The 20,243-nt window shown below is 64.4% G+C and carries 20 protein-coding genes and 1 other RNA gene; 15 read left to right on the top strand and 6 right to left on the bottom strand.

Annotation, left to right across the window (positions count from 1 at the left end; genetic code table 11):
• Positions 1-33: 33 nt before the first annotated feature.
• Positions 34-130, bottom strand: an RNA gene (ffs, locus tag HAP47_RS04000) — signal recognition particle sRNA small type.
• Between the two features lie 97 nt (positions 131-227).
• Here ffs and HAP47_RS03995 point away from each other — a divergent pair.
• The 4 genes from HAP47_RS03995 to HAP47_RS03980 all read left to right on the top strand — a co-directional run bounded on the left by HAP47_RS03995 (position 228) and on the right by HAP47_RS03980 (position 3,203).
• Positions 228-647 (top strand): HIT domain-containing protein, encoded by a 420-nt coding sequence (locus tag HAP47_RS03995; RefSeq protein ID WP_173640674.1) that lies wholly within the window; start codon positions 228-230, stop codon positions 645-647.
• A gap of 6 nt (positions 648-653) precedes the next feature.
• Positions 654-1,604 carry an NAD(+) diphosphatase gene (nudC, locus tag HAP47_RS03990; RefSeq protein ID WP_173639342.1) on the top strand — a complete coding sequence of 317 codons (951 nt, stop codon included), beginning with the start codon at positions 654-656 and terminating at the stop codon, positions 1,602-1,604.
• A 74-nt stretch (positions 1,605-1,678) separates the two neighbouring features.
• Positions 1,679-2,626: a sugar kinase gene (locus HAP47_RS03985; protein ID WP_173639343.1), complete on the top strand. Its 948-nt coding sequence runs from the start codon at positions 1,679-1,681 to the stop codon at positions 2,624-2,626.
• 76 nt (positions 2,627-2,702) lie between these two features.
• The gene (locus HAP47_RS03980; RefSeq protein WP_173639344.1) at positions 2,703-3,203 is read left to right on the top strand and encodes an Lrp/AsnC family transcriptional regulator; all 501 of its coding nucleotides are present in this window, start codon (positions 2,703-2,705) and stop codon (positions 3,201-3,203) included.
• Positions 3,204-3,212: 9 nt separating this feature from the next.
• Here the strand turns inward: HAP47_RS03980 and HAP47_RS03975 are convergent, their stop codons facing one another.
• Both HAP47_RS03975 and HAP47_RS03970 read right to left on the bottom strand, forming a co-directional pair.
• On the bottom strand, positions 3,213-4,712 hold the full coding sequence (locus HAP47_RS03975) for a phosphomannomutase/phosphoglucomutase (protein WP_173639345.1): 1,500 nt from the start codon (positions 4,710-4,712) through the stop codon (positions 3,213-3,215).
• A gap of 332 nt (positions 4,713-5,044) precedes the next feature.
• Entirely contained in the window at positions 5,045-5,287 is a 243-nt protein-coding gene (locus HAP47_RS03970) for a hypothetical protein (protein ID WP_173639346.1), read from the bottom strand.
• Between the two features lie 102 nt (positions 5,288-5,389).
• Between HAP47_RS03970 and HAP47_RS03965 the strand changes: the two genes are divergently transcribed.
• Positions 5,390-6,115, top strand: a complete 726-nt coding sequence (locus HAP47_RS03965; protein ID WP_173639347.1) for a hypothetical protein — start codon at positions 5,390-5,392, stop codon at positions 6,113-6,115.
• 9 nt (positions 6,116-6,124) lie between these two features.
• The gene (locus HAP47_RS03960) at positions 6,125-6,610 is read left to right on the top strand and encodes a hypothetical protein (RefSeq protein ID WP_173639348.1); all 486 of its coding nucleotides are present in this window, start codon (positions 6,125-6,127) and stop codon (positions 6,608-6,610) included.
• 293 nt (positions 6,611-6,903) lie between these two features.
• Here HAP47_RS03960 and HAP47_RS03955 read toward each other — a convergent pair whose 3' ends face one another.
• From HAP47_RS03955 to hrpB, 3 genes are all read right to left on the bottom strand, one after another.
• Positions 6,904-7,404, bottom strand: coding sequence for a TIGR02281 family clan AA aspartic protease (locus HAP47_RS03955; protein ID WP_173640675.1), 501 nt, complete (start codon positions 7,402-7,404; stop codon positions 6,904-6,906).
• 201 nt (positions 7,405-7,605) lie between these two features.
• Positions 7,606-9,057, bottom strand: coding sequence for an NCS1 family nucleobase:cation symporter-1 (locus tag HAP47_RS03950; protein ID WP_173640676.1), 1,452 nt, complete (start codon positions 9,055-9,057; stop codon positions 7,606-7,608).
• Positions 9,058-9,220: 163 nt separating this feature from the next.
• A complete protein-coding gene (gene hrpB, locus HAP47_RS03945) occupies positions 9,221-11,689 on the bottom strand; it encodes an ATP-dependent helicase HrpB (protein WP_173639349.1) in 2,469 nt (822 codons plus the stop codon).
• Positions 11,690-11,913: 224 nt separating this feature from the next.
• Between hrpB and HAP47_RS03940 the strand changes: the two genes are divergently transcribed.
• The 9 genes from HAP47_RS03940 to HAP47_RS03900 all read left to right on the top strand — a co-directional run bounded on the left by HAP47_RS03940 (position 11,914) and on the right by HAP47_RS03900 (position 20,161).
• Complete coding sequence (locus HAP47_RS03940) at positions 11,914-12,981, top strand: acyltransferase family protein (protein ID WP_173639350.1); 1,068 nt, start codon at positions 11,914-11,916, stop codon at positions 12,979-12,981.
• 234 nt (positions 12,982-13,215) lie between these two features.
• On the top strand, positions 13,216-13,827 hold the full coding sequence (locus HAP47_RS03935; protein ID WP_173639351.1) for a sigma-70 family RNA polymerase sigma factor: 612 nt from the start codon (positions 13,216-13,218) through the stop codon (positions 13,825-13,827).
• 413 nt (positions 13,828-14,240) lie between these two features.
• Positions 14,241-14,936 carry a cytochrome c biogenesis CcdA family protein gene (locus tag HAP47_RS03930; protein ID WP_173639352.1) on the top strand — a complete coding sequence of 232 codons (696 nt, stop codon included), beginning with the start codon at positions 14,241-14,243 and terminating at the stop codon, positions 14,934-14,936.
• 18 nt (positions 14,937-14,954) lie between these two features.
• The gene (locus HAP47_RS03925; protein WP_173639353.1) at positions 14,955-15,533 is read left to right on the top strand and encodes a thioredoxin family protein; all 579 of its coding nucleotides are present in this window, start codon (positions 14,955-14,957) and stop codon (positions 15,531-15,533) included.
• A gap of 119 nt (positions 15,534-15,652) precedes the next feature.
• Positions 15,653-17,059, top strand: coding sequence for a cytochrome ubiquinol oxidase subunit I (locus HAP47_RS03920; RefSeq protein ID WP_173639354.1), 1,407 nt, complete (start codon positions 15,653-15,655; stop codon positions 17,057-17,059).
• On the top strand, positions 17,056-18,066 hold the full coding sequence (gene cydB, locus HAP47_RS03915) for a cytochrome d ubiquinol oxidase subunit II (protein WP_173639355.1): 1,011 nt from the start codon (positions 17,056-17,058) through the stop codon (positions 18,064-18,066). Before HAP47_RS03920 ends, cydB begins: the two co-directional genes overlap by 4 nt.
• A gap of 101 nt (positions 18,067-18,167) precedes the next feature.
• Entirely contained in the window at positions 18,168-18,296 is a 129-nt protein-coding gene (locus tag HAP47_RS03910; protein WP_231168739.1) for a DUF2474 domain-containing protein, read from the top strand.
• Positions 18,297-18,466: 170 nt separating this feature from the next.
• Complete coding sequence (locus HAP47_RS03905) at positions 18,467-19,060, top strand: L,D-transpeptidase (protein ID WP_173639356.1); 594 nt, start codon at positions 18,467-18,469, stop codon at positions 19,058-19,060.
• Positions 19,061-19,123: 63 nt separating this feature from the next.
• On the top strand, positions 19,124-20,161 hold the full coding sequence (locus HAP47_RS03900) for an amino acid ABC transporter substrate-binding protein (protein ID WP_173639357.1): 1,038 nt from the start codon (positions 19,124-19,126) through the stop codon (positions 20,159-20,161).
• The last annotated feature ends 82 nt before the right edge of the window (positions 20,162-20,243 follow it).

Genomic DNA, 20,243 nt, shown 5'->3' with positions numbered 1-20,243 from the left:
CGCCGTTCCAGCGCGATTCGCTCGGAAAAACAGGTAGGAGACTGACGAGCGACCCGATCCGGACCTCGTTAGGGCTGCTTCCTTCCGGACCTGACCCGGTTGGCGAGTGGCTCGTCCACCGCCAATCTCCCGATCCCTATTTGGGGCCAAAATCGCCGGAAAGCAAGCGGCCTGACCGGGCTTTGTGGGGCTTGTCTGGGAACACGGAAAGGCATTACTTGCGCCTCATGCCCGCCTCCAATTGGTCGCTGCATTCGCAGCTCAAGAAAGACACCATCGACATCGGCGACCTGCCGCTGTGCAAGGTGCTCGTCATCAAGGATGCGCATTATCCCTGGCTGCTGCTGGTGCCGCGGCGCGAGGGCGCGGTCGAGATCATCGACCTCGACGAGGTCGAGCAGGCGCAGTTGATGACGGAGATCACCCGCGTCTCGCGGGCCCTCAAGGAGATCACCAAGTGCGACAAGCTGAATGTCGCCGCGCTCGGCAACCTCGTCCCGCAGCTCCACGTCCACGTCATCGCGCGCCGCACCAGCGACGCTGCATGGCCGCGTCCCGTTTGGGGCGTAATGCCGCCGCTGGCGCATGACCCCGAGGAAGTGCAGAATTTCATCAACGCGCTTCGCCGCAAGATCTGGTTGGGTTGATTTTCGATGTCTGCATCCGATTCTTTTCCGCTCGGCCAGCCGGCCTTCGTCACCCATGTGCTGGACCGCGCCGCGCATCTGCGCAGCAATGATGAGAAGCTGTTCGCGCTGGAAGGCCACCGCGATGCCCGAGCCTATGTGATCTATCGCGACTCGCTGGTCGTGAAGCAGGAGGAAGGCGGGGCCCGCGCCCTGCTTTCGCTGGAGGAGGCCCGCAGCTTTGGCGCCAATCCCGGCACGATTTTCCTCGGACTGCGCGATGCCGCGCCGATCTTCGGCATGGGGATCGCGCCGCAGGCGGCCGAGAAGCTGGTGGGGCGCGCCGACGTCGCGATCACCGAATTGCGTGGCATGGCGATGCAGGGCGTGGTGCCGCCGGAGCAACTCTCCGCCATCGCGATGGCGAAATCGATGGTGACCTGGCACCAACGCCACGGCTTCTGTCCGAACTGCGGCACCCGCACGGCGATGAAGGACGGCGGCTGGAAGCGCGAATGCCCGAGCTGCAAGGCCGAGCACTTTCCGCGCACCGATCCGGTCGTGATCATGCTGGTCACGTCGGGCGACAAGGTGCTGCTCGGCCGGCAGAAGCAGTTCATGCCGGGGATGTATTCCTGCCTCGCTGGCTTCGTCGAAGCCGCCGAGACCATCGAGGACGCGGTCAGGCGCGAGATTTTCGAGGAGGCCGGCATCCGCTGCACCGACGTCAATTATTACATGACGCAGCCCTGGCCCTATCCGTCATCTCTGATGATCGGCTGCACTGCGCGTGCGACCAACGAGGACATCGTGGTCGACCGCACCGAGCTGGAGGACGCACGCTGGTTCGACCATGCGGAGGCGACGCTGATGCTCAAGCGCCAGCATCCCGACGGCCTGGCCGGCCCGCATCCGTTCGCGATTGCCCATCATTTGCTCGGCCGCTGGGTGCACCACCGAAATCCGTTGGACCAGTAGCGGGAACCGGACATCGTTCTGCCGATTACATCCGGACAGGTTGAGTTGACGGAACCATTGCGACGGACCCCTGCATGAATTTTCAGAATGGCGCCACGAAAGTCCCGCCCCGCATCCTCTGCATCGGCCTGCCGGTGCGCGACCTGACCTTCCGCGTCAACGTACCCGCGCGCGGCTCCAAGGAGAACGCCACCCATTTCGACGAGATCTGCGGCGGCAACGCGCTGAACGCCGCCATCGGCATCGTCCGGCTGGGCGGCCGCGCCTCGATCTGCGGGCCGATGGGCGATTCGCGGGAGACCTCGAGCCGCTACATTTTTGACAAGCTCGCCCAGGAAGGCATCGAGACCAACCATCTCATCCATATGCCGGACCTGGTCACCCCGATCTCGGCGATCATGATCGACGACACCGGCGAGCGCACCATCGTCACCTTCCGCGATCCGGAGCTCTGGAAGGTCAAGCTGCCGCCGACCGAGCTGCTGCTGGAGGATTGCGCGGCGATCCTGACCGAGAGCCGCTGCGCGCCGTTCTGCACCGAGCTTTGCGCCGAGGCGGTCAAGCGCGGCATTCCCGTGGTGGTCGACGTCGACCGCGCGATGTCGATGCGGGAAGGGCTGCTCACCGCCTCCTCCCATCTGGTATTTTCCAGCGAGCCGCTGCAGCAGACCGCCGACGTCACCGACGACGGCCAGGCGCTGCAAAAGCTCGCCAAGCTCACCCCCTCCTTCCTGGCCGGCACCCGCGGCCCTCAGGGCACGATCTGGCTCAACGAGAAGGGCGGGCTCGAGGAGACGCCGGCCTTCCCGGTCCATACCGTCGACACGCTGGGCGCCGGCGACGTCTTCCACGGGGCGTTTGCCCTCGCCATTACCGAGAAGCAGGAGTTGCGGCAGGCGCTCCGCTTTGCCTCGGCCGCCGCAGCGCTGAAATGCACCCGCTTCGGGGGCGCTTATGCCGCACCGCAACGTACTGAAGTTGAAGCATTTTTGGGCGAACACGCCGACGCTCGGCCGGCCTGACCGGGCACAGCCCGCTTGATTTGGAAGATTTTTCTCTATATGAGGGAGTTTGAACCTTCATGTGGAACTTTCTTCTATGACCGATGCCGCCATTCAGCTTCATGACAACAACCGTCGCCTCGACGCGATCGATCGCAAGATCCTGACCGTGCTGCAGGAGGACGCCTCGCTCTCCGTCGCCGAAATCGGCGACCGGGTCGGGCTGTCGTCGACGCCGTGCTGGAAGCGCATCCAGCGGCTGGAGGCCGACGGCGTCATCCTGCGCCGCGTGGCGCTGGTCGATCAGAACAAGATCGGGCTCGGGATCTCGGTATTCGTCTCGGTCGAGAGCGCCGACCATTCGGAAGCCTGGCTGCGCAAATTCGCCGACGCCGTCAGCGCCATGCCCGAGGTGATGGAGTTCTACCGGATGGCCGGCGACGTCGACTACATGCTGCGCGTCGTGGTCGCCGACATGCAGGCCTACGACGTGTTCTACAAGAAGCTGATCTCGGCCGTGCCGCTGAAGAACGTCACCTCGCGCTTCGCGATGGAGAAGATCAAGTCGGTGACCGCGCTGCCGGTGCCCGCGGCGTAAGCGGCCGCCTCAAATCTTCTGATTGTACGCGCCGACCTCGGGGTGGGTGCGCAACACCGAATCCATCGCCTCGAACATGTCGCGCATGCGCTGCTCGCTGACCGGGCTTTCCACCACGACCACGAGCTCCGGCTTGTTCGAGGACGCGCGCACCAGGCCCCAGCTGCCGTCCGCGACCGTGACGCGCACGCCGTTGACGGTGACGAGATCACGGATGTTCTGGCCCGCGACCTGCGCACCCTGCTGCTGCAACGTCTCGAAGTGCTTCACGACCGCGTCGACCACGCCGTATTTCGCCTCGTCGGCGCAATGCGGCGACATGGTCGGCGACGACCAGGTCTTCGGCAGCGCGTCCTTCAGGTCGGCCATCGACTTGCCGGGGGCGCGGTCGAGCATCTCGCAGATCGCGATCGCCGACACCAGGCCGTCGTCATAGCCGCGGCCGAACGGCTTGTTGAAGAAGAAGTGGCCGGACTTCTCGAAGCCGGCGAGCGCGCCGAGCTCGTTGGTGCGGCGCTTCATGTAGGAATGCCCGGTCTTCCAGTAGACGGTGTTGGCACCCTGCTTCTGCAAGACGGGATCGGTCACGAACAGCCCGGTCGACTTCACGTCGACGACGAACTGCGCGTTAGCGTTGATCGCCGACATGTCGCGCGCCAGCATGACGCCGACCTTGTCGGCAAAGATCTCCTCGCCGGTGTTGTCGACCACGCCGCAGCGGTCGCCATCGCCATCGAAGCCGAGGCCGACATCGGCCTTGTGCGCCAGCACCGCATCGCGGATCGCGTGCAGCATCTCCATGTCTTCCGGATTCGGATTGTATTTCGGGAAGGTGTGATCGAGCTCGGTGTCGAGCGGGATCACTTCGCAGCCGATCGCTTCCAGCACCTGCGGCGCGAACGCGCCCGCGGTGCCGTTGCCGCAGGCCGCCACCACCTTCAGCTTGCGCTTCAGCTTCGGCCGGCTGGTGAGGTCGGCGATGTAGCGCGCCGGATAGTTTTCATGGAATTGATAGGAGCCGCCGGCCTTGTTGTTGAAGTCGGCGCTGAGCACGATCTGCTTCAGCCGCGTCATCTCGTCGGGGCCGAAGGTGAGCGGACGGTTGGCACCCATCTTGACGCCGGTCCAGCCATTGTCGTTGTGCGAGGCGGTGACCATCGCGACGCAGGGCACATCGAGATCGAACTGCGCGAAATAGGCCATCGGCGTGACCGCGAGCCCGATGTCGTGCACCTTGCAGCCCGCCGCCATCAGGCCGGAGATCAGCGCGTATTTGATCGACGCTGAATAGCCGCGGAAATCGTGCCCGGTGACGATCTCCTGCTTGACGCCGAGCTCGGCGATCAGCGCGCCGAGCCCCATGCCCAGCGCCTGCACGCCCATCAGATTGATTTCCTTGTTGAACAGCCAGCGCGCGTCGTATTCGCGAAACCCGGTCGGCTTCACCATCGGCTCGGATTCGAACGCGTAGGTATTCGGAATCAGTGCGGGTTTCGGCTTGGGAAACATCAGGAATGGCCTCGTGGAAATGCGGAGGGACTATGCCGCTGGCTTTAGCGAATGCATCGCCGCAGCGGAAGGCAGGATTGACGGCTTGTGGCCAATAATTAAGGCAGATTTGGCGTCGGCGAAATACCGTCGTCATCCACCCATCCTTGCGCGGCGGCGCAACACGCCGCGCTGTTGCGCCCGACGAGTTGCTTGACCGCTCATCGCTCCGACCCAGCATGGTTTCTGCAGGGGTGGCGCCAGGCAAGGACAGGCATTGCCGTGCGGTTGTGATTTCAGCCGCGCCCGGCGCTTTGCAATCTGTGCGTCGAATAGTTGACACGTCGGGCAACTCACCGGTACATTTTTATCGTCGCAACAATTGAGCCCGCACCGGAAAATCCGCTGCGGGCTTTTTGAATCGGACAGGCCGCTGTCGGCCAATCCACTGCCGAGCGCGCCGCAATTGGCCACCGCAGCGAACCGAACTGGCTGACAGCCAGGGCCGCCCCGCCGACAGGCGGGCGCCCGGCGAGCACGATGGCAAGCCGAGCCGGAAGCGACACTTCCGCGCCCTCGCGCAAGCCATCACTCAAGCACTTGCCTTCAACACATAAAGCCAACCCAGCCTTCTCCGCGAGGTGCGGTCACGCACGCACGCGCCCGAAGGCGTGCGCAATATCTACAGGTGATGATCAATGCCCAATTACTCTCTGGTGCCGGTGGACCATCAGCCGGATTTCGATGACTACTCGCTCGTTCCCGTTGACCACGATCCGTTCGCCGCGGATAGCTCTGCTCAACTGGCACAGATTCAACAGCCGCAGACACCGACTCAACCAGCGCAGCCACAGCCGCAAACCCTGCCGCAACAGCCCGCGACAGGAGCCGGTCAGCCCGGCGTCAATGGGCCGGCGACTGGCAACAGCCCCAGCGGATCGGGTGGCATCGTCGGCATCAAGCGTTTCGGCGGCGACGAAGGTGGTGACTATCCGAGCCGCAATGCGGGGATCGGTTTCGAGAGCGCGGAACGCGCATGGGACGCTGCCCGCAAGGAAATGATAGACCTTGGTACCCAACATTACCCGGAAGAGACCAAGAGTGGGGGCTTTATCCCGGAGTTGGGCGTGGAAATTCATAAGCGTGGCGGACTATATTACTACGATCAAATAGTGCGCGGGTTCCAAGACGGAGCGCTAGCCGGTGGTGTGGGGCTTGGCGACAACGGTGCGGTCGTACGTGGGCACATGCACTGGAAAGATCAGTTCGAAAGTGATGGAGACCTAAGAAATGCGGAGGCTTATTCTCAGAAAACTCCAGGTTACCAAGCGTGGGTTGGATCTCGGTATGGGAGCAGATTGTATTGGCATAACGGCAAGCCGACGGGGGCGAGGATGCCTGATTGGAATCGCTACAAATATTGAGGCACCTCGATGAAAATGTTCGCGCTCGCTGGAGCCTTATGCCTTCTGCTCTCCGGTTCAACGGTATGCAAAGCAAACTCTGTCCCCTGGTGTAAGCCGGATGTCGTGACATTGACTTTCAAAAATCAACAAGGCGGGAATCTTGCGAAGATCGAACTTCGCACCATCAACGCAGTTTGCGACCGAAACCCGGAAGAAAAAGGATTTGGGGTAGGCCTGGAACGGTCGATGCGCATTGAACACAATGGGCAATGGACCGATGTGCCGAAAGAGTGTCTATCAGTTTTTGCTTTTGGCGTAGATGAGGTGTCGCTATCAGGTGACGATCGCGGTCTAGGCATAGCTATTATTGGGAAACCGACGGAGAGAGACGAGAGTTTAAAAGTCTCGATATTCAAACACGGTGACGAAGTCTTTTGCTCTCAGGTCGTGCGCTGCCCGAATCTCGACGATCCGCCCGACTATATTAGAGAGTGCAGTCGGGATTTGCGGTGAGCACGCCGGGAGATCGACTCGACACCCTGCGAAAGCGCTTCAGGTCTGATGTTGTCCGCGAACGTCTGGCGCAAATGCCGCGCCGTCGCGAAGATCGACTCGATGCCCTCTCATTCCCAAAATGTGAACAAGCAGCGCTCTGAACTCCCTCGAGGCTCCTTGGATGTCCACCCTCCTCAGTTTCAGCGGAATTTTCTGCCGTTCTGAGGAGACGATTCGCATCGCGGAGAAAGACATCCAGCGGAAGACTTGGATAGCGGAAGACTTGGATAAGGCTCTGATGCCAATCGGCCCTACTGCTCCAGCACCAGCCGGCCGTTGGCGTATTCAAAGCGTTTCAGCTTGGAGAGAAAGGACAGGCCGAGCAGGTTTTCCGACAGCGCCTCGTCCGGCAGCACCAGCGCATCGACGTCGCGCACGGTGAGGCCGCCGATCTCGATCATGGCGAGGTGCGCCCGGGCCGCCTTGATGGTGCCATTGGCGGTGGTGACACGCGAGGTGTAATCGCCCGGCACCGGGCGCAGGCCGAAGCGCGCGGCGGAGGTCTCGTTCAGGGCCACCACGGAGGCGCCGGTGTCGACCATGAAGTTGATGCGCTGGCCATCGATCCGGCCGTCGGTCGCGAAGTGGCCGCGCGGATCGGGCGCAATGCTGAGCGTGCGGGCGCTGGCCTGCGCCACCGTGACGGCGGGGGCCATGGTCTGCTTTGCGGTGGTCGCGGCGGCGGGCGACATCTTGCTGGCCATCTGGGCCATGAAGGTGCCCAGCCCGATCAGGATGGCCGCGAAAATCATCAGGTTACGCATGACACCATACTCGGAAAACCGAACACGCAATTTCACCACGCTCGCCGCCCCGCCGCGAGCGAGGGCGGGCGGGCGCGCCTGCCATTTTGGCGAAAAGGATGAGCGAACAGTTAATGCGGGCCCGCTCAGGCGGCCGAATATCATCGGCCGCCTCGCCCGGACGGGATTTGCCGCCCCTCAGGCCGTCTTTCAGGCCGTCTTGGCGACCGGGCTCGGCATCGCAACCCGCAGCGCGTAATACACCGCGCCCGCGATCCCGACGCCGAAGAACCAGCCATAGACCGCCCACCACGACGGCAGGATCGAGGTGAAGTTCGGCAGCACCGACGAGAACAGCGCGCCGATCGCGGCTGCGATCAGGGCGCTGACGTTCCAGCCGTTCTGGAAGCGATATTCGCCGTTCTCCTGATACAGCGCCGGCATGTTCACCCGACCTTTGGCGATCAGATAATAGTCGACCATCATGATCCCGTAGATCGGCCCCATGGTCGCGCCGATCAGCCCGACGAACGAGGCGGCGCTGCCCTCCCAGGGCGCGAACGGATACAGCGCCAGCGCGATCAGCGCCGCGATGTAGCCGCCCTTCTTGAAGTCGATATGCCGCGGAAACACGTTCGAGAAATCGAACGCCGGCGAGACGAAATTGGCGACCACGTTGATGCCGAGCGTCGCCACCGCGAAGGTGACCGCAGCGAGCAGCGCCAGGAACCAGCTGTCGAACTTCGCCGATATCTGGTCGGGATGCAGCAGCACCTCGTGATAGACGTTGAACGCTGCGATCGTGGTGACGCCGGCGACCAGCGAGAACAGGATCAGATTGACCGGCAGGCCCCAGATATTGCCCTTGCGCAGCGCCTTGGCGTCCGGCGCGTAACGCGAGAAGTCGCAGAAATTGAGATAGAGCGCGGCGAAATAGGTGATCCAGGTCGCGGCGACGGCACACAGCGCCGGGAAGGTGCCGGGTTCGCCGGGCACGCCGGCATCCCTGGTCTTCTCCAGCAGCACATCCTGCGGGATCGGCGCGGTGAGCGAGATGCCGCCGGCCGCGATGCAGAGATAGATCGCGAGGATCAGCATCATCAGCCACACCGCCGGCCCCGCCCAATCCTGGAAGCGGCGCACCGTCTCCATGCCGCGCTGGATGATCAGGAGCTGCAGCGCCCAGATCACGACGAAGCAGATCACCTCGAGCCCGGAGTGGCCGAGCACATGGGTGGACTGGTGGAACGCCTTGAAGCTGTCGACGCGCGTCAGCAGCGCCACGATCGCGCCCGAGGCCGCCGCGGTCTGCGCGCCGTACCAGAAGCAGGCGACGATGGCGCGCACCAGCGCCGGAATGTTGGCGCCCCAGATTCCGAACGAGGCTCGCGCCAGCACCGGATAGGGCACGCCGGTCTTGACGCCGGCATTGCCGATCAGGCTCATCAGCACGAAGATCACCAGCGAGCCGGCGCCGATCGCCAGGATGAAATTGACGAAGCTGCCGCAGAGCAGGAACAGGCTGGCGGCGAGATAATAGCCCCATAGGCTATGCACGTCCGAGGTCCAGACGTTGAAGATGCTGAAGGCGCCCCAGTTGCGTTCCCTGGCCGGCGCCAGGTCTTCATTATAGAGCGACGGCGATGCGTTCTTGATCTCCAAATTCTTGAAGTCCACGACGGCCTCCCCAGATTGCGAGCCCGTGATCCCGGCGCGCAAATCTAACCACCGTTTGCCGGCGCTCGCCAGCGCAACCGGTCAGCATGATCGGGAAAAGTGGGGACCGGATTGCGCGCGCGACAACCGCTGCGCGTTTGCGCTGATATCAAGTGCCGCGGGGTTTCACGCGCCTGGTCGGCATCGCGCTGGCGGGATCTTCCGGCCAGGGATGGCGCGGATAGCGGCCGCGCAGGTCGGAACGCACCGCAGCGTAACTGCCGCGCCAAAAACCCGGCAGATCGCGCGTCACCTGCACCGGCCGCTGCGCCGGCGACAGCAGTTCCAGCACCAGCGGCACCGCGCCCTTGGCGATCGAGGGATGGGTGTTGAGCCCGAACAGCTCCTGCAGCCGCACCGCGATGGTCGGGCCCTGCTCGGCCTCGTAATCGATCGCAAGCTGCGTTCCGGTCGGCGCCTCGAAATGCGTCGGTGCCTCGCGATCAAGCCGCGCCCGCAAGTCCCACGGGAGCAACGCCATCAGCGCGTCAGACAGGTCGCCGGCGGACAGATCCTTCAACGCGGTCTTGTCGTAGAGCGCGGGCACCAGCCAGTCGTCGGCGCGCGCGGCGAGCGCCGTGTCCGACAGATCGGGCCAGCTGTCGTCCTCGGCTTTGCGCAGGAACATGACGCGGTCGCGCCACTGCTTCGAATGCTTCGACCACGGCAGCCGATCGAGCCCGGCCGCGATCAGGCCGTCGGCGAACACGCGCGCGGTCTCGGCCGATGGCTTGAGCGACATCGGCGCTTCCGACAGCGTGATCGCATGCAGCGAACGCCGGCGGCGCGCGCGCAGCGCCATCGCGCCGCGGTCGAACGTCACCTCTTCCACGCTCTCGATCTGGTCGGCGAAGCGCTGCTCGATCTCCTCCTGGGTGATCGGCGCCGCCAGCAGAATGCGGCCGCTCGTCGCCGTGCCCGTCAGTTCGGCAACCGTGATAGTGGGCAGCCGCGCCAGCGCCGAAGTCTGCTCCACGGCGGCGCCGCGGCCATTGGCCAGCACGAAGCTGCCATTGCCGCGGTTTTTCGCGACACGGTCCGGAAACGCGAAGGCCAGCATGACGCCGGTGGAGAGATCCTTCTGCTCGCTCACCGCCACCTTCACCTGCGAAGCCCAGCGCGCGGCCATGCTGCGCGCGCTCGATGCCCGCTGCGAGCGGTCGCGGCCGAACTGGTCGAGCCTGTGGTCGAGATCGACGCTGTCGCCGCCCAGCCCACGCTCGCTCAGCACGGCGGCAATCTCGGCCGCCTCCTCGCCGGCGCCAAACCGCGCGGAATCCACGATCATGCGCGCCAGCCGCGGCGGCAGCGCCAGCGCGCGCAGGCTCTCGCCCTCCTCGGTGATCCGGCCGTCACCGTCGAGCGCACCGAGCTCGCCGAGCAGCGATCTCGCTTCCTTCAGCGCCGGTCCCGGTGGCGGGTCGAGGAAGGCAAGGCTTGCGGGATCGCTGACGCCCCATTGCGCGAGATCGAGCACCAGCGAGGACAGATCGGCGGAGAGGATCTCGGGCGCGGTGTAGGCCGGAAGCGACGCGGTCTGCGGCTCGTCCCACAGACGGTAGCAGACGCCGGGCTCGGTACGGCCGGCGCGGCCGCGCCGCTGATCGACCGCGGCGCGCGAGGCCCGCACCGTCTCGAGCCGGGTCAAGGCAATATCAGGCTCGTAGCGCGGCACCCGCGCCAGGCCGGAATCCACCACGATGCGTACGCCCTCGATGGTCAGCGAGGTCTCGGCAATCGAGGTCGCCAGCACCACCTTGCGGATCCCCTTCGGCGTCGGCGCGATGGCGCGATCCTGCACGGCGGCATCGAGCGCGCCGAACAGCGGCACGATCTCGACCGAGGCGTCGTGCACGCGCTCGGCGAGGAAAGTCTGGGTGCGGCGGATCTCGGCCGCGCCCGGCAGGAAGGCCAGCACCGAGCCGGCATCCGCGCGCAGCGCGGTCGCGATCGTCTCCGCCATCTGCCGCTCCAGCGGCGCGTCGACCTTGCGGCCGACGTAACGGGTCTCGACCGGGAAGGCGCGCCCCTCGCTCGCGACAACAGGCGCGTCGCCGAGCAGCCTTGCGACGCGCGCGCCATCGAGCGTTGCCGACATCACGAGGATGCGCAGGTCCTCGCGCAGGCCGGTTTGCGCGTCGCGCGCCAGCGCCAGCCCGAGGTCGGCGTCGAGCGAGCGCTCATGGAATTCGTCGAACAGCACCGCGGCGACGCCGTTGAGCTCGGGATCGTCGAGGATCTGGCGCGAGAAGATGCCCTCGGTGACGACTTCGATCCGCGTCGCGCGCGACACCTTTGAGCCGAAGCGCACCCGATAGCCGACGGTCTCCCCAGGACGTTCGCCGAGCGTCTTCGCCATCCGCTCGGCGCTGGCGCGCGCGGCGATGCGGCGCGGCTCCAGCACGATAATCTTCTTGCCCTTGGCCCAGGGCGCATCGAGCAACGCCAGCGGCACGCGCGTGGTCTTGCCGGCGCCCGGCGGCGCGACCAGCACGGCGGCATTGTGGCGATCGAGCGTGCGGTCGAGCTCATCCAGCACGGCGTCGATCGGCAGCGGGCTATCGAATTGGTGCGGCAAGGAGTCTCATCGCGGCGGCGGCGCTCGGCCGACCCGCGTCCTGTGGTTAACGAACCCCGGATTCGCTCAGGATTCGCTTGGGATTTCCGGGCCTCTTAGACCATTCGCCGGTTACAGGGAACCGGGGATAGGGCCGCCTTCGGCGGCACATCATTTGTAAGGATAAAGGAGAAAGCAACCGATCGGGCCGATGATGAGCCCGATCACGCCGGAACGGGACAAGGATGACCACAAACGGCACACAGGCTGCGACAGTTCGTTCCGCCGGGAACGCGGCCGCGCGCGTCGATTGGGTCGACTATGCCAAGGGCATCTGCATCGTCATGGTCGTGATGATGCATTCGGTGCTGGGGGTCGAGAAGGCCGCCGAGCAGACCGGCTTCATGCATTATGTCGTGATGTTCGCAAAACCGTTCCGGATGCCGGACTTCTTCCTGATCTCGGGGCTGTTCCTGTCGGTCGTGATCGATCGCGATTGGCGCACCTATCTCGACCGCAAGGTGATGCACTTCGCCTATTTCTACGTGCTGTGGGTGACGATCCAGTTCGGCTTCAAGGCACCGTCGCTGGCCGCTGAGGCAGGCTGGGCCGCGGTCGGGCTGCAATATCTCGAGGCCTTCATCGAGCCGTTCGGCACGCTGTGGTTCATCTATCTGCTGCCGATCTTCTTCGTCGTCACCAAGCTCACGCGCAATGTCCACCCGCTCGCGATCTGGATCGTTGCCGCGGCGCTGGAGAGCGCGCATGTCGTGACCGGCTGGACCGTGATCGACGAGTTCTGCGCCCGCTTCGTCTACTTCTTCACCGGCTATGTGCTCGCTGCTTACGTGTTCGCGCTGTCGGACCGCGCGCGAGCGCGGCCCGCATTTGCACTGCTCGGGCTTGGGCTCTGGACGCTCGTCAATGGCAGCCTGGTTGCGCTCGATGTCAGTGAATGGCCGATCGTCTCGCTGGCGCTCGGCCTTGCCGGCGCCTGCGCGATCATCGTGACCGGCACGCTGCTGGCGCGTGCGCACTGGCTCGGCTTCCTGCGCTTCTGCGGCGAGCACTCGATCGTGATCTACCTCGCCTTCTTCCTGCCGATGGCCGCGACGCGCACCCTTCTGCTGCGGTTCGATGTCATCCACGACATCGGCCTGATCGCGCTGATCGTCACCGCGGCCGGCGTCGCCGGCGCGCTCCTGATCTGGCGGCTGGCGCTGGCGGCCCGGGCCAATTTCCTGTTCGAGCGACCCGACGCGTTCTGGATTGCCCCGAAAAAGGCAGCGCCCACGCTACAGGCGGCCGAATAGTGCCAAAAGTCATGGGCCGGATTCGTTCCACCGAAGGCGAACCGGCCGCTCGAATTTTCCGCGCATTGAAATGACTGGCTTTTCGGTCCCGAATGTTTCGTCGCCGGGGCCGCGACGAAACAATTCTCCCGGTCACGAAACCATTTTCCGCTTTTCGCGCAGACATCCGGAAACGGGCGCTAACTAACAATTCTCCCAACGAACCGCCGCCCAACGGCGAACTGGGAGCCTGTCATGCCGAACGTCATCGCCATCAACTCTGCAGCCAAGAAGCATATCGACGCTGCACGCGCGACCTCGGATGAAACGCTGCTCGCGCATATCGCCAAGAACGACCGCACCTCGATGCACACGCTCTATGCCCGTCACAACGTCCGGGTTTACCGCTTCGTGCTCCGGATGGTGCGCGACACCACGATGGCCGAGGACCTGGTCAGCCAGGTGTTCCTGGACGTCTGGCGTACCGCGACCCAGTTCGAGGGCCGCTCGCAGGTCTCGACCTGGCTGCTGTCGATCGCCCGCTTCAAGGCGCTGACCGCGCTGCGTCAGCGCAGGCATGAGGACATCGACCAGGACGACGTGCTGGAGATCGCCGACGGCGCCGACACGCCGGAAACCTCGCTCGATCGCGCCACCACCAGCGAGATCCTGCGCGCCTGCGTTGCCAAGCTGTCGCCGGCCCACCGCGAGATCATTAATCTGGTCTACTACCATGAGAAGTCGGTCGAGGAGGCCGGCCAGATCATCGGTATCCCGCAGAGCACGGTGAAGACCCGCATGTTCTATGCCCGCAAGCAGCTCGCCGACCTCCTGAGGGGCGCCGGCGTGGACAGCGTCGCGGCCTAAACTAAAACAAATTCAGATATTTAGAAGGAGATCAAGCAGTCCAGGCAATTGTCCACGAAGCCAAAAAAGTCCGGCGACGAAACAATTGAAACAATCGACGACATCACCCGGAAAAACGCGATCTCTATACCCATGTCCAACGACGCAACCCCAACCCCAATTCACTGACCCAAGCTTCGATACCTCCCCAGTTCTAACCTCCCAAGTAACCTCCAACGACCCGGCCGGGATGCCCCCCAGCCGGGTCGCTCTGTTTTGGCGCGCGGTCGTGAAGCCGAACACGACTCGCCTCACACGGACGTGACGGCACTTGGGACTGCTCCGCCGTAACGGCCACGCCGTCCTCGCGAAGAACATCAGGCGTACCCGGCACGACCCTCTGGCGCGCCGGGACTTCTGATGGACGGACGACGATGCTCAGCCTTGCCCTTGCCCTGCTTGCCGGTGTCGCCACCGTCGCCGCCCCTTGCACCCTGCCGATGCTGCCGATCCTGCTCGGGGTATCGATAGGCCAGACCGGCAAGGCGCGGCCCGCGATGATCGCGCTCGGCTTCGTGATGTCATTCTCCGCCGTGGCATTGCTGCTGAGTGCGATCACGCGCGCCTTCGATTTCGACCCGAACCTGCTGCGGACCGGCGCGGCCGTCCTGCTCGCGGGCTTCGGCCTGTTGATGATCTGGCCGGCGCCGTTCGAATGGCTGTCGATCCGGCTCGGCGGCGCCGCAGGCAGCATCGGCCAGGCGGCTCCGTCACAGAGCCTGTTCGGCGGCTTCGTGCTCGGCTCTACGCTCGGCCTGGTGTGGACGCCGTGCGCCGGTCCCGTGCTCGGCTCGATCCTGACCATCGTCGCGACCTCGAAGGACACGGCGTGGGCGAGCCTGCAGCTCGTGACCTACGCGATCGGCGCCGCGATCCCGATGCTTGCCATTGCCTATGGCGGGCAGGCCGTCACCACCCGCGTGCGCAGCATGGCGAGGATCGCGCCGCTCCTGCAGCAAGGCTTCGGCGTCGTGATCATCGCCTTCGCCGCGCTGTCCTACCTGCAATACGACACGCTGATCGTGGCGTGGCTGACCCAGTTCTATCCCAACGGCCAGATCGGCCTGTGAGCTCATAAGGAGAGATCGATGTCCCTGCGCTTGATTGCTGTATCCGCTCTGGTGGCGGGCCTTGGCCTCGGCGGCGCCGTCATCCCCGGCCTCTGCACCGAGTCCAACGCGCCGGCCGTGCCCGTTCCAATGGCCACCGCGATGACCACCGCGCAGAGCCAGGCCGCGCCCGAATTCGCCGGCATCAGCAACTGGTTCAATTCGCAGCCGCTGAAGCTCGCCGATTTGCGCGGCAAGGTCGTGCTGGTGGATTTCTGGACCTATGGCTGCGTCAACTGCGTCAACACGCTGCCGCACGTCACCCAACTTTATTCAAAGTATCGGGATCGCGGCCTCGTCGTGATCGGGGTCCACACGCCGGAATTTCCGTTCGAGCATTCGGCCTCCAACGTGCAGGCGGCGCTGAAGCGGCACGGCATCCTTTATCCGGTGGCGCAGGACAACAATTCGCAGACCTGGAACGCCTACGGCAACCAGTATTGGCCGGCGCAATACATCATCGACCAGAACGGCAAGATCGTGTTCCAGCATGCCGGCGAGGGCCAGTACGACGAGATCGACCGCACCGTCGCCCGGCTGCTCAACGCCAATAGCTGATTGGACAATTTGTCAGCTAATTGGACAATCCACCGTCATTCCCGGCATGCTAGGCTCGACGCCGGGAATGCGCGATCCGGAACGTGATCGCGCCCGAAATTGACGACGGACGGTGCGTGATGTTCGAAGGCTGGGATGCGGTCGTACTCGCCCGCGCGCAATTCGCTTTCACGATGTCGTTCCACATCGTGTTTCCCGCATTCTCGATCGGGCTGGCGAGCTATCTCGCGGTGCTGGAAGCGCTGTGGCTTGCCACCGGGCGCGAGGTCTACATCAACCTGTTCAATTACTGGCTGAAGATCTTCGCGGTCGCGTTCGGCATGGGCGTGGTCTCGGGCATCGTGATGTCCTACCAGTTCGGGACTAACTGGTCGGCCTTTGCCGACAAGACCGGGCCGGTAATCGGCCCGATGATGGCCTATGAGGTCCTGACCGCATTCTTCCTCGAGGCGGGCTTTCTCGGCGTGATGCTGTTCGGGCTCGAACGCGTCGGCCCCAGGCTGCATTTCGTGGCGACGTTGATGGTCGCGATCGGCACGCTGATCTCGGCGTTCTGGATTCTGTCGGCCAATTCCTGGATGCAGACGCCAACCGGTCATGCCGTCAATGCCGACGGCCAGTTCGTCGCCGCCGACTGGCTGAAGGTGATCTTCAATCCGTCCTTTCCCTATCGCCTCGTGCACATGGTGCTGGCGGCGTATCTCACCACCTCGCTGGTGGTCGGCGGGGTCGGTGCCTGGCACCTGCTGCGCGACCAGCATCTCGCCGGCCCACGCGTGATGTTCTCGATGGCGATGTGGATGGCAACCCTGGTGGCTCCGATCCAGATCCTCGCCGGCGACCAGCACGGCCTCAACACGCTGGAGCACCAGCCGGCCAAGGTGATGGCGATGGAAGGCCATTATCAAAGCCACAAGGACGGTGCGCCGCTGATCCTGTTCGGCTGGCCCGACCAGGCCGAAGCAAAGGTGAAGTATGCGATCGAGGTGCCGAAACTGTCGTCGCTGATCCTGAAGCACTCGCTCGATGCACCGCTCGCCGGCCTCGACACCGTGCCGCGCGAGAACTGGCCGCCGGTGCCGATCACCTTCTGGTCGTTCCGCATCATGGTCGGGCTCGGCTTCCTGATCCTGGGGCTCGGCCTGTTCAGCCTGCTGATGCGCTGGCGCGGCATGATGTACCGGTCACAGCTGCTGCATCGCTTCGCGGTCCTGATGGGCCCGGCCGGCTTCATCGCGGTGCTCGCCGGCTGGATCACCACCGAGACCGGGCGGCAGCCGTTCACCGTCTACGGGCTGCTGCGCACCACCGATTCGGCATCGCCGCTGGCAGCGCCGGCGGTGGGCTCCTCGCTGATCGCCTTCATCATCGTCTATTTCGCCGTGTTCACCGCCGGTGTGATCTATATCCTGCGGCTGATGGCGCAGCCGCCGCATCCCGGCGAGCAGGGCCCGACAAAAGACCTTCCCGCCCGCGCGGCCGGCATCACGCCGGCGGCAGGTGCAGCCGTGGGGGGCGCGCGATGAGCTTCGCCATCGATCTGACCACGATCTGGGCCTTCATCATCGCCTTCGCCGTGTTCGTCTACGTCGTGATGGACGGCTTCGATCTCGGCCTCGGCATCCTGTTTCCGCTGTTCCCGCAGAAGGCCGATCGCGACGTCATCATGAACACGGTGGCGCCGGTGTGGGACGGCAACGAGACCTGGCTGGTGCTCGGCGGCGGCGGCATGATGGCGGCGTTTCCACTGGCCTATGCGGTGCTGATGCCGGCGCTCTACACGCCAATGATCGCGATGCTGCTCGGCCTCGTGTTCCGCGGCGTCGCTTTCGAATTCCGCTGGCGGACCCAGAAGGCGCGCAACAAATGGGACCTCGCCTTCGCCGGCGGCTCGCTGGTCGCGACGCTGGCGCAGGGCATCGCGCTCGGCGCCATCCTGCAAGGCATCCATGTCGAGGGACGCCACTATGCCGGCGGCTGGTGGGATTGGCTGACGCCGTTCAGCGTCCTGACCGGCATTGCGCTGGTGATCGGCTATGCGCTGCTGGGGGCGACCTGGCTGGTGATGAAGACCGAAGGCGAGCTGCGCGAGCGCGCCTATCATCTGAGCTGGATGTTGTTGGTCGCGATGCTGTGCGCGATCGGCGCCGTCAGCATTGCAACCCCGTTCCTCAGCGTGCAGTACACCCAGCGCTGGTTCGCCTGGCCCAACATCATCCTCACCGCGCCGGTGCCGATCGCGGTCGCCGCCGTCACCGCGCTGCTGCTGCGCGCCCTCAGCAACAAGAACGACCACCAGCCGTTCTTCCTGACGCTCGCCCTGTTCGCACTGTCCTATGCCGGGCTCGGCATCAGCATGTACCCGTACATCGTGCCGCAGAGCATCACGATCTGGCAGGCGGCGTCGCCCGCGAACAGCCAGATCTTCATGCTGTTCGGGGTTTCGATCCTGGTGCCGCTGATCCTCGGCTACACCGCCTGGGCCTATTGGGTGTTCCGCGGCAAGGTGCGCCCCGGCCACGGATACCACTGATGCTACCAGAGCGTTTTCCAGCGAAGTGGATCTCGGTTCGCGTCAAGAAAACGCGTCAAAAAGAGAATCGAGAGCCTCGTTCCGATTCCGTCGGAACGGAAATGGCTCTCGTGCCGAATCAGCGGCCGCTCGGCCAGCGCCTGCTATGGTTCGCAGCGCTCTGGCTCTGCGGCGTCGGTACCGTGACCCTGGTCTCTTTCGTGTTGCGACTCTGGATTGCGCCGAAATAAGGTAGCCAGTCTGGCGCGCTCCAGCGCTCAATGACAAAAAACAGAAGCATTACAGTGATATAGTGTGACGCCCGCCCTAAACTTGCCATCAAGCTGCCGCTGAGATTTGATGCCACGCGCGAATTGGGTGGAGCAAGCAATTTGGCCGCGCGCCACAAGGAGAGCTTTGCATGACGAAACTTCGTCACCTGGTCTGGATGTTGATCGCCACGGGCGCGCTCGTGCTGTCGACATCGCAAGGCTTTGCCCAGAACCGCCCCGACGCCGACGAGCCGGGCCTGGTCGCCGACGACAGCTACGAGCTCGATCCGGAATGGCAGAAGCAGGTTGTGTACTACCGGACCAACGAAGCGCCGGGTACCATCATCGTCTCCACCGCCGAGCGCCACCTCTACCTCGTGCAAGGCAACGGCCGCGCGCTGCGCTACGGCATCGGCGTCGGCCGTGACGGCTTTCAGTGGCAGGGGCTGGTGACCATCACCCGCAAGGCCGAGTGGCCGGATTGGACCCCGCCGCCGGAAATGATCGCCCGCCAGCCCTATCTGCCGCGCTTCATGGCGGGCGGCCCGGGCAATCCGCTCGGCGCGCGCGCGATGTATCTCGGCACCACGGTGTACCGCATCCACGGCACCAACCGGCCCGACACCATCGGCACCGCGATCTCGTCCGGCTGCTTCCGCCTGGTCAACGCCGACGTCGCCGATCTCTACAATCGCGTTCCGGTCGGCACCAAGGTGATCATCCGGCAGAAGCCCGAACTGTAATCTCGACCCACCCGCCTTCGATATCCGACCTGTTTTTCCCCGATCATTCGCGAGAGAGAACCCATGCGTACATTTCGAGGCGGCCTGACGATCGGGCTCGCGGTCGCCGCGCTGGTTGCGGCCGCCGCCATCACCTATGAGCGTTACGACACCCGCACGCTGAAGCGCACCGTCCGTCGCGGCGACGTGCTGTGCGGCGTCAACAAGGGCCTGCCCGGCTTCTCGAACCCGGACGACAAGGGCAACTGGACAGGCTTCGACGTCGACTTCTGCCGCGCCGTGGCCTCGGCGATCTTCGACGATCCGTCGAAGGCGAAGTTCGTTCCGCTCGACGCCAGCGAGCGCTTCAAGGAGCTGCAGAACCGCAAGGTCGACATCCTCTCGCGCAACTCCACCTGGAGCATGTCGCGCGAGACCAATTACGATCTCTATTTCCCGGCGGTCGCCTATTATGACGGCCAGGGCTTCATGCTGCCGCGCGCTCGCAACATCGATTCCGCGCTCGACCTGAACGGCAGCAAGGTCTGCGTGCAGGCCAACACCACGACGCAGCTCAACCTCGCCGACTATTTCCGTGCCAACAACATGAAATACACGGAGATGAAGTTCGACAAGCTGGAGGATGTCGTGAAGGCCTATGACACCGGCCAGTGCGACACGCTGACGTCGGACGCCTCGCAGCTCTATGCGTTGCGGCTCAACCTCTCCAAGCCGAACGACCACACGATCCTGGCCGACATCATCTCCAAGGAGCCGCTGGCGCCGGTGGTCCGGCAGCGCGACGACGACTGGATGATGATCGTGAAGTGGACGCTCTACGCCATGATCAACGCCGAGGAACTCGGCATCACCTCGAAGAATATCGACGAGGCGCTGAAGTCGAAGAAGCCGGAGGTGATGCGGCTGGTCGGCACCGAGGGCTCCTATGGCGAGGATCTCGGCCTGACCAAGGACTGGGCGGTGCGCATCATCCGCCATGTCGGCAATTACGGCGAGGTCTACGACCGCAACGTCGGCGCCGATTCCAAGCTGAAGATTCCGCGCGGCATGAACCAGCTCTGGAACGCCGGCGGCGTCCAGTACGCGCCGCCGATCAGGTAACTACACGCAGCCAAGCCACAGCCGCCACCGCATCCTCACTGTCGTCCCCCGGCTCGACCGGGGGACCCAGTACGCCGCGGCT

This window comes from Bradyrhizobium sp. 41S5 (assembly GCF_011516665.3).
Lineage (GTDB): Bacteria > Pseudomonadota > Alphaproteobacteria > Rhizobiales > Xanthobacteraceae > Bradyrhizobium > Bradyrhizobium quebecense.
The sequence above is the reverse complement of the archived record's forward strand: the minus strand, read 5'-3'. Positions and strand labels throughout refer to the sequence as shown.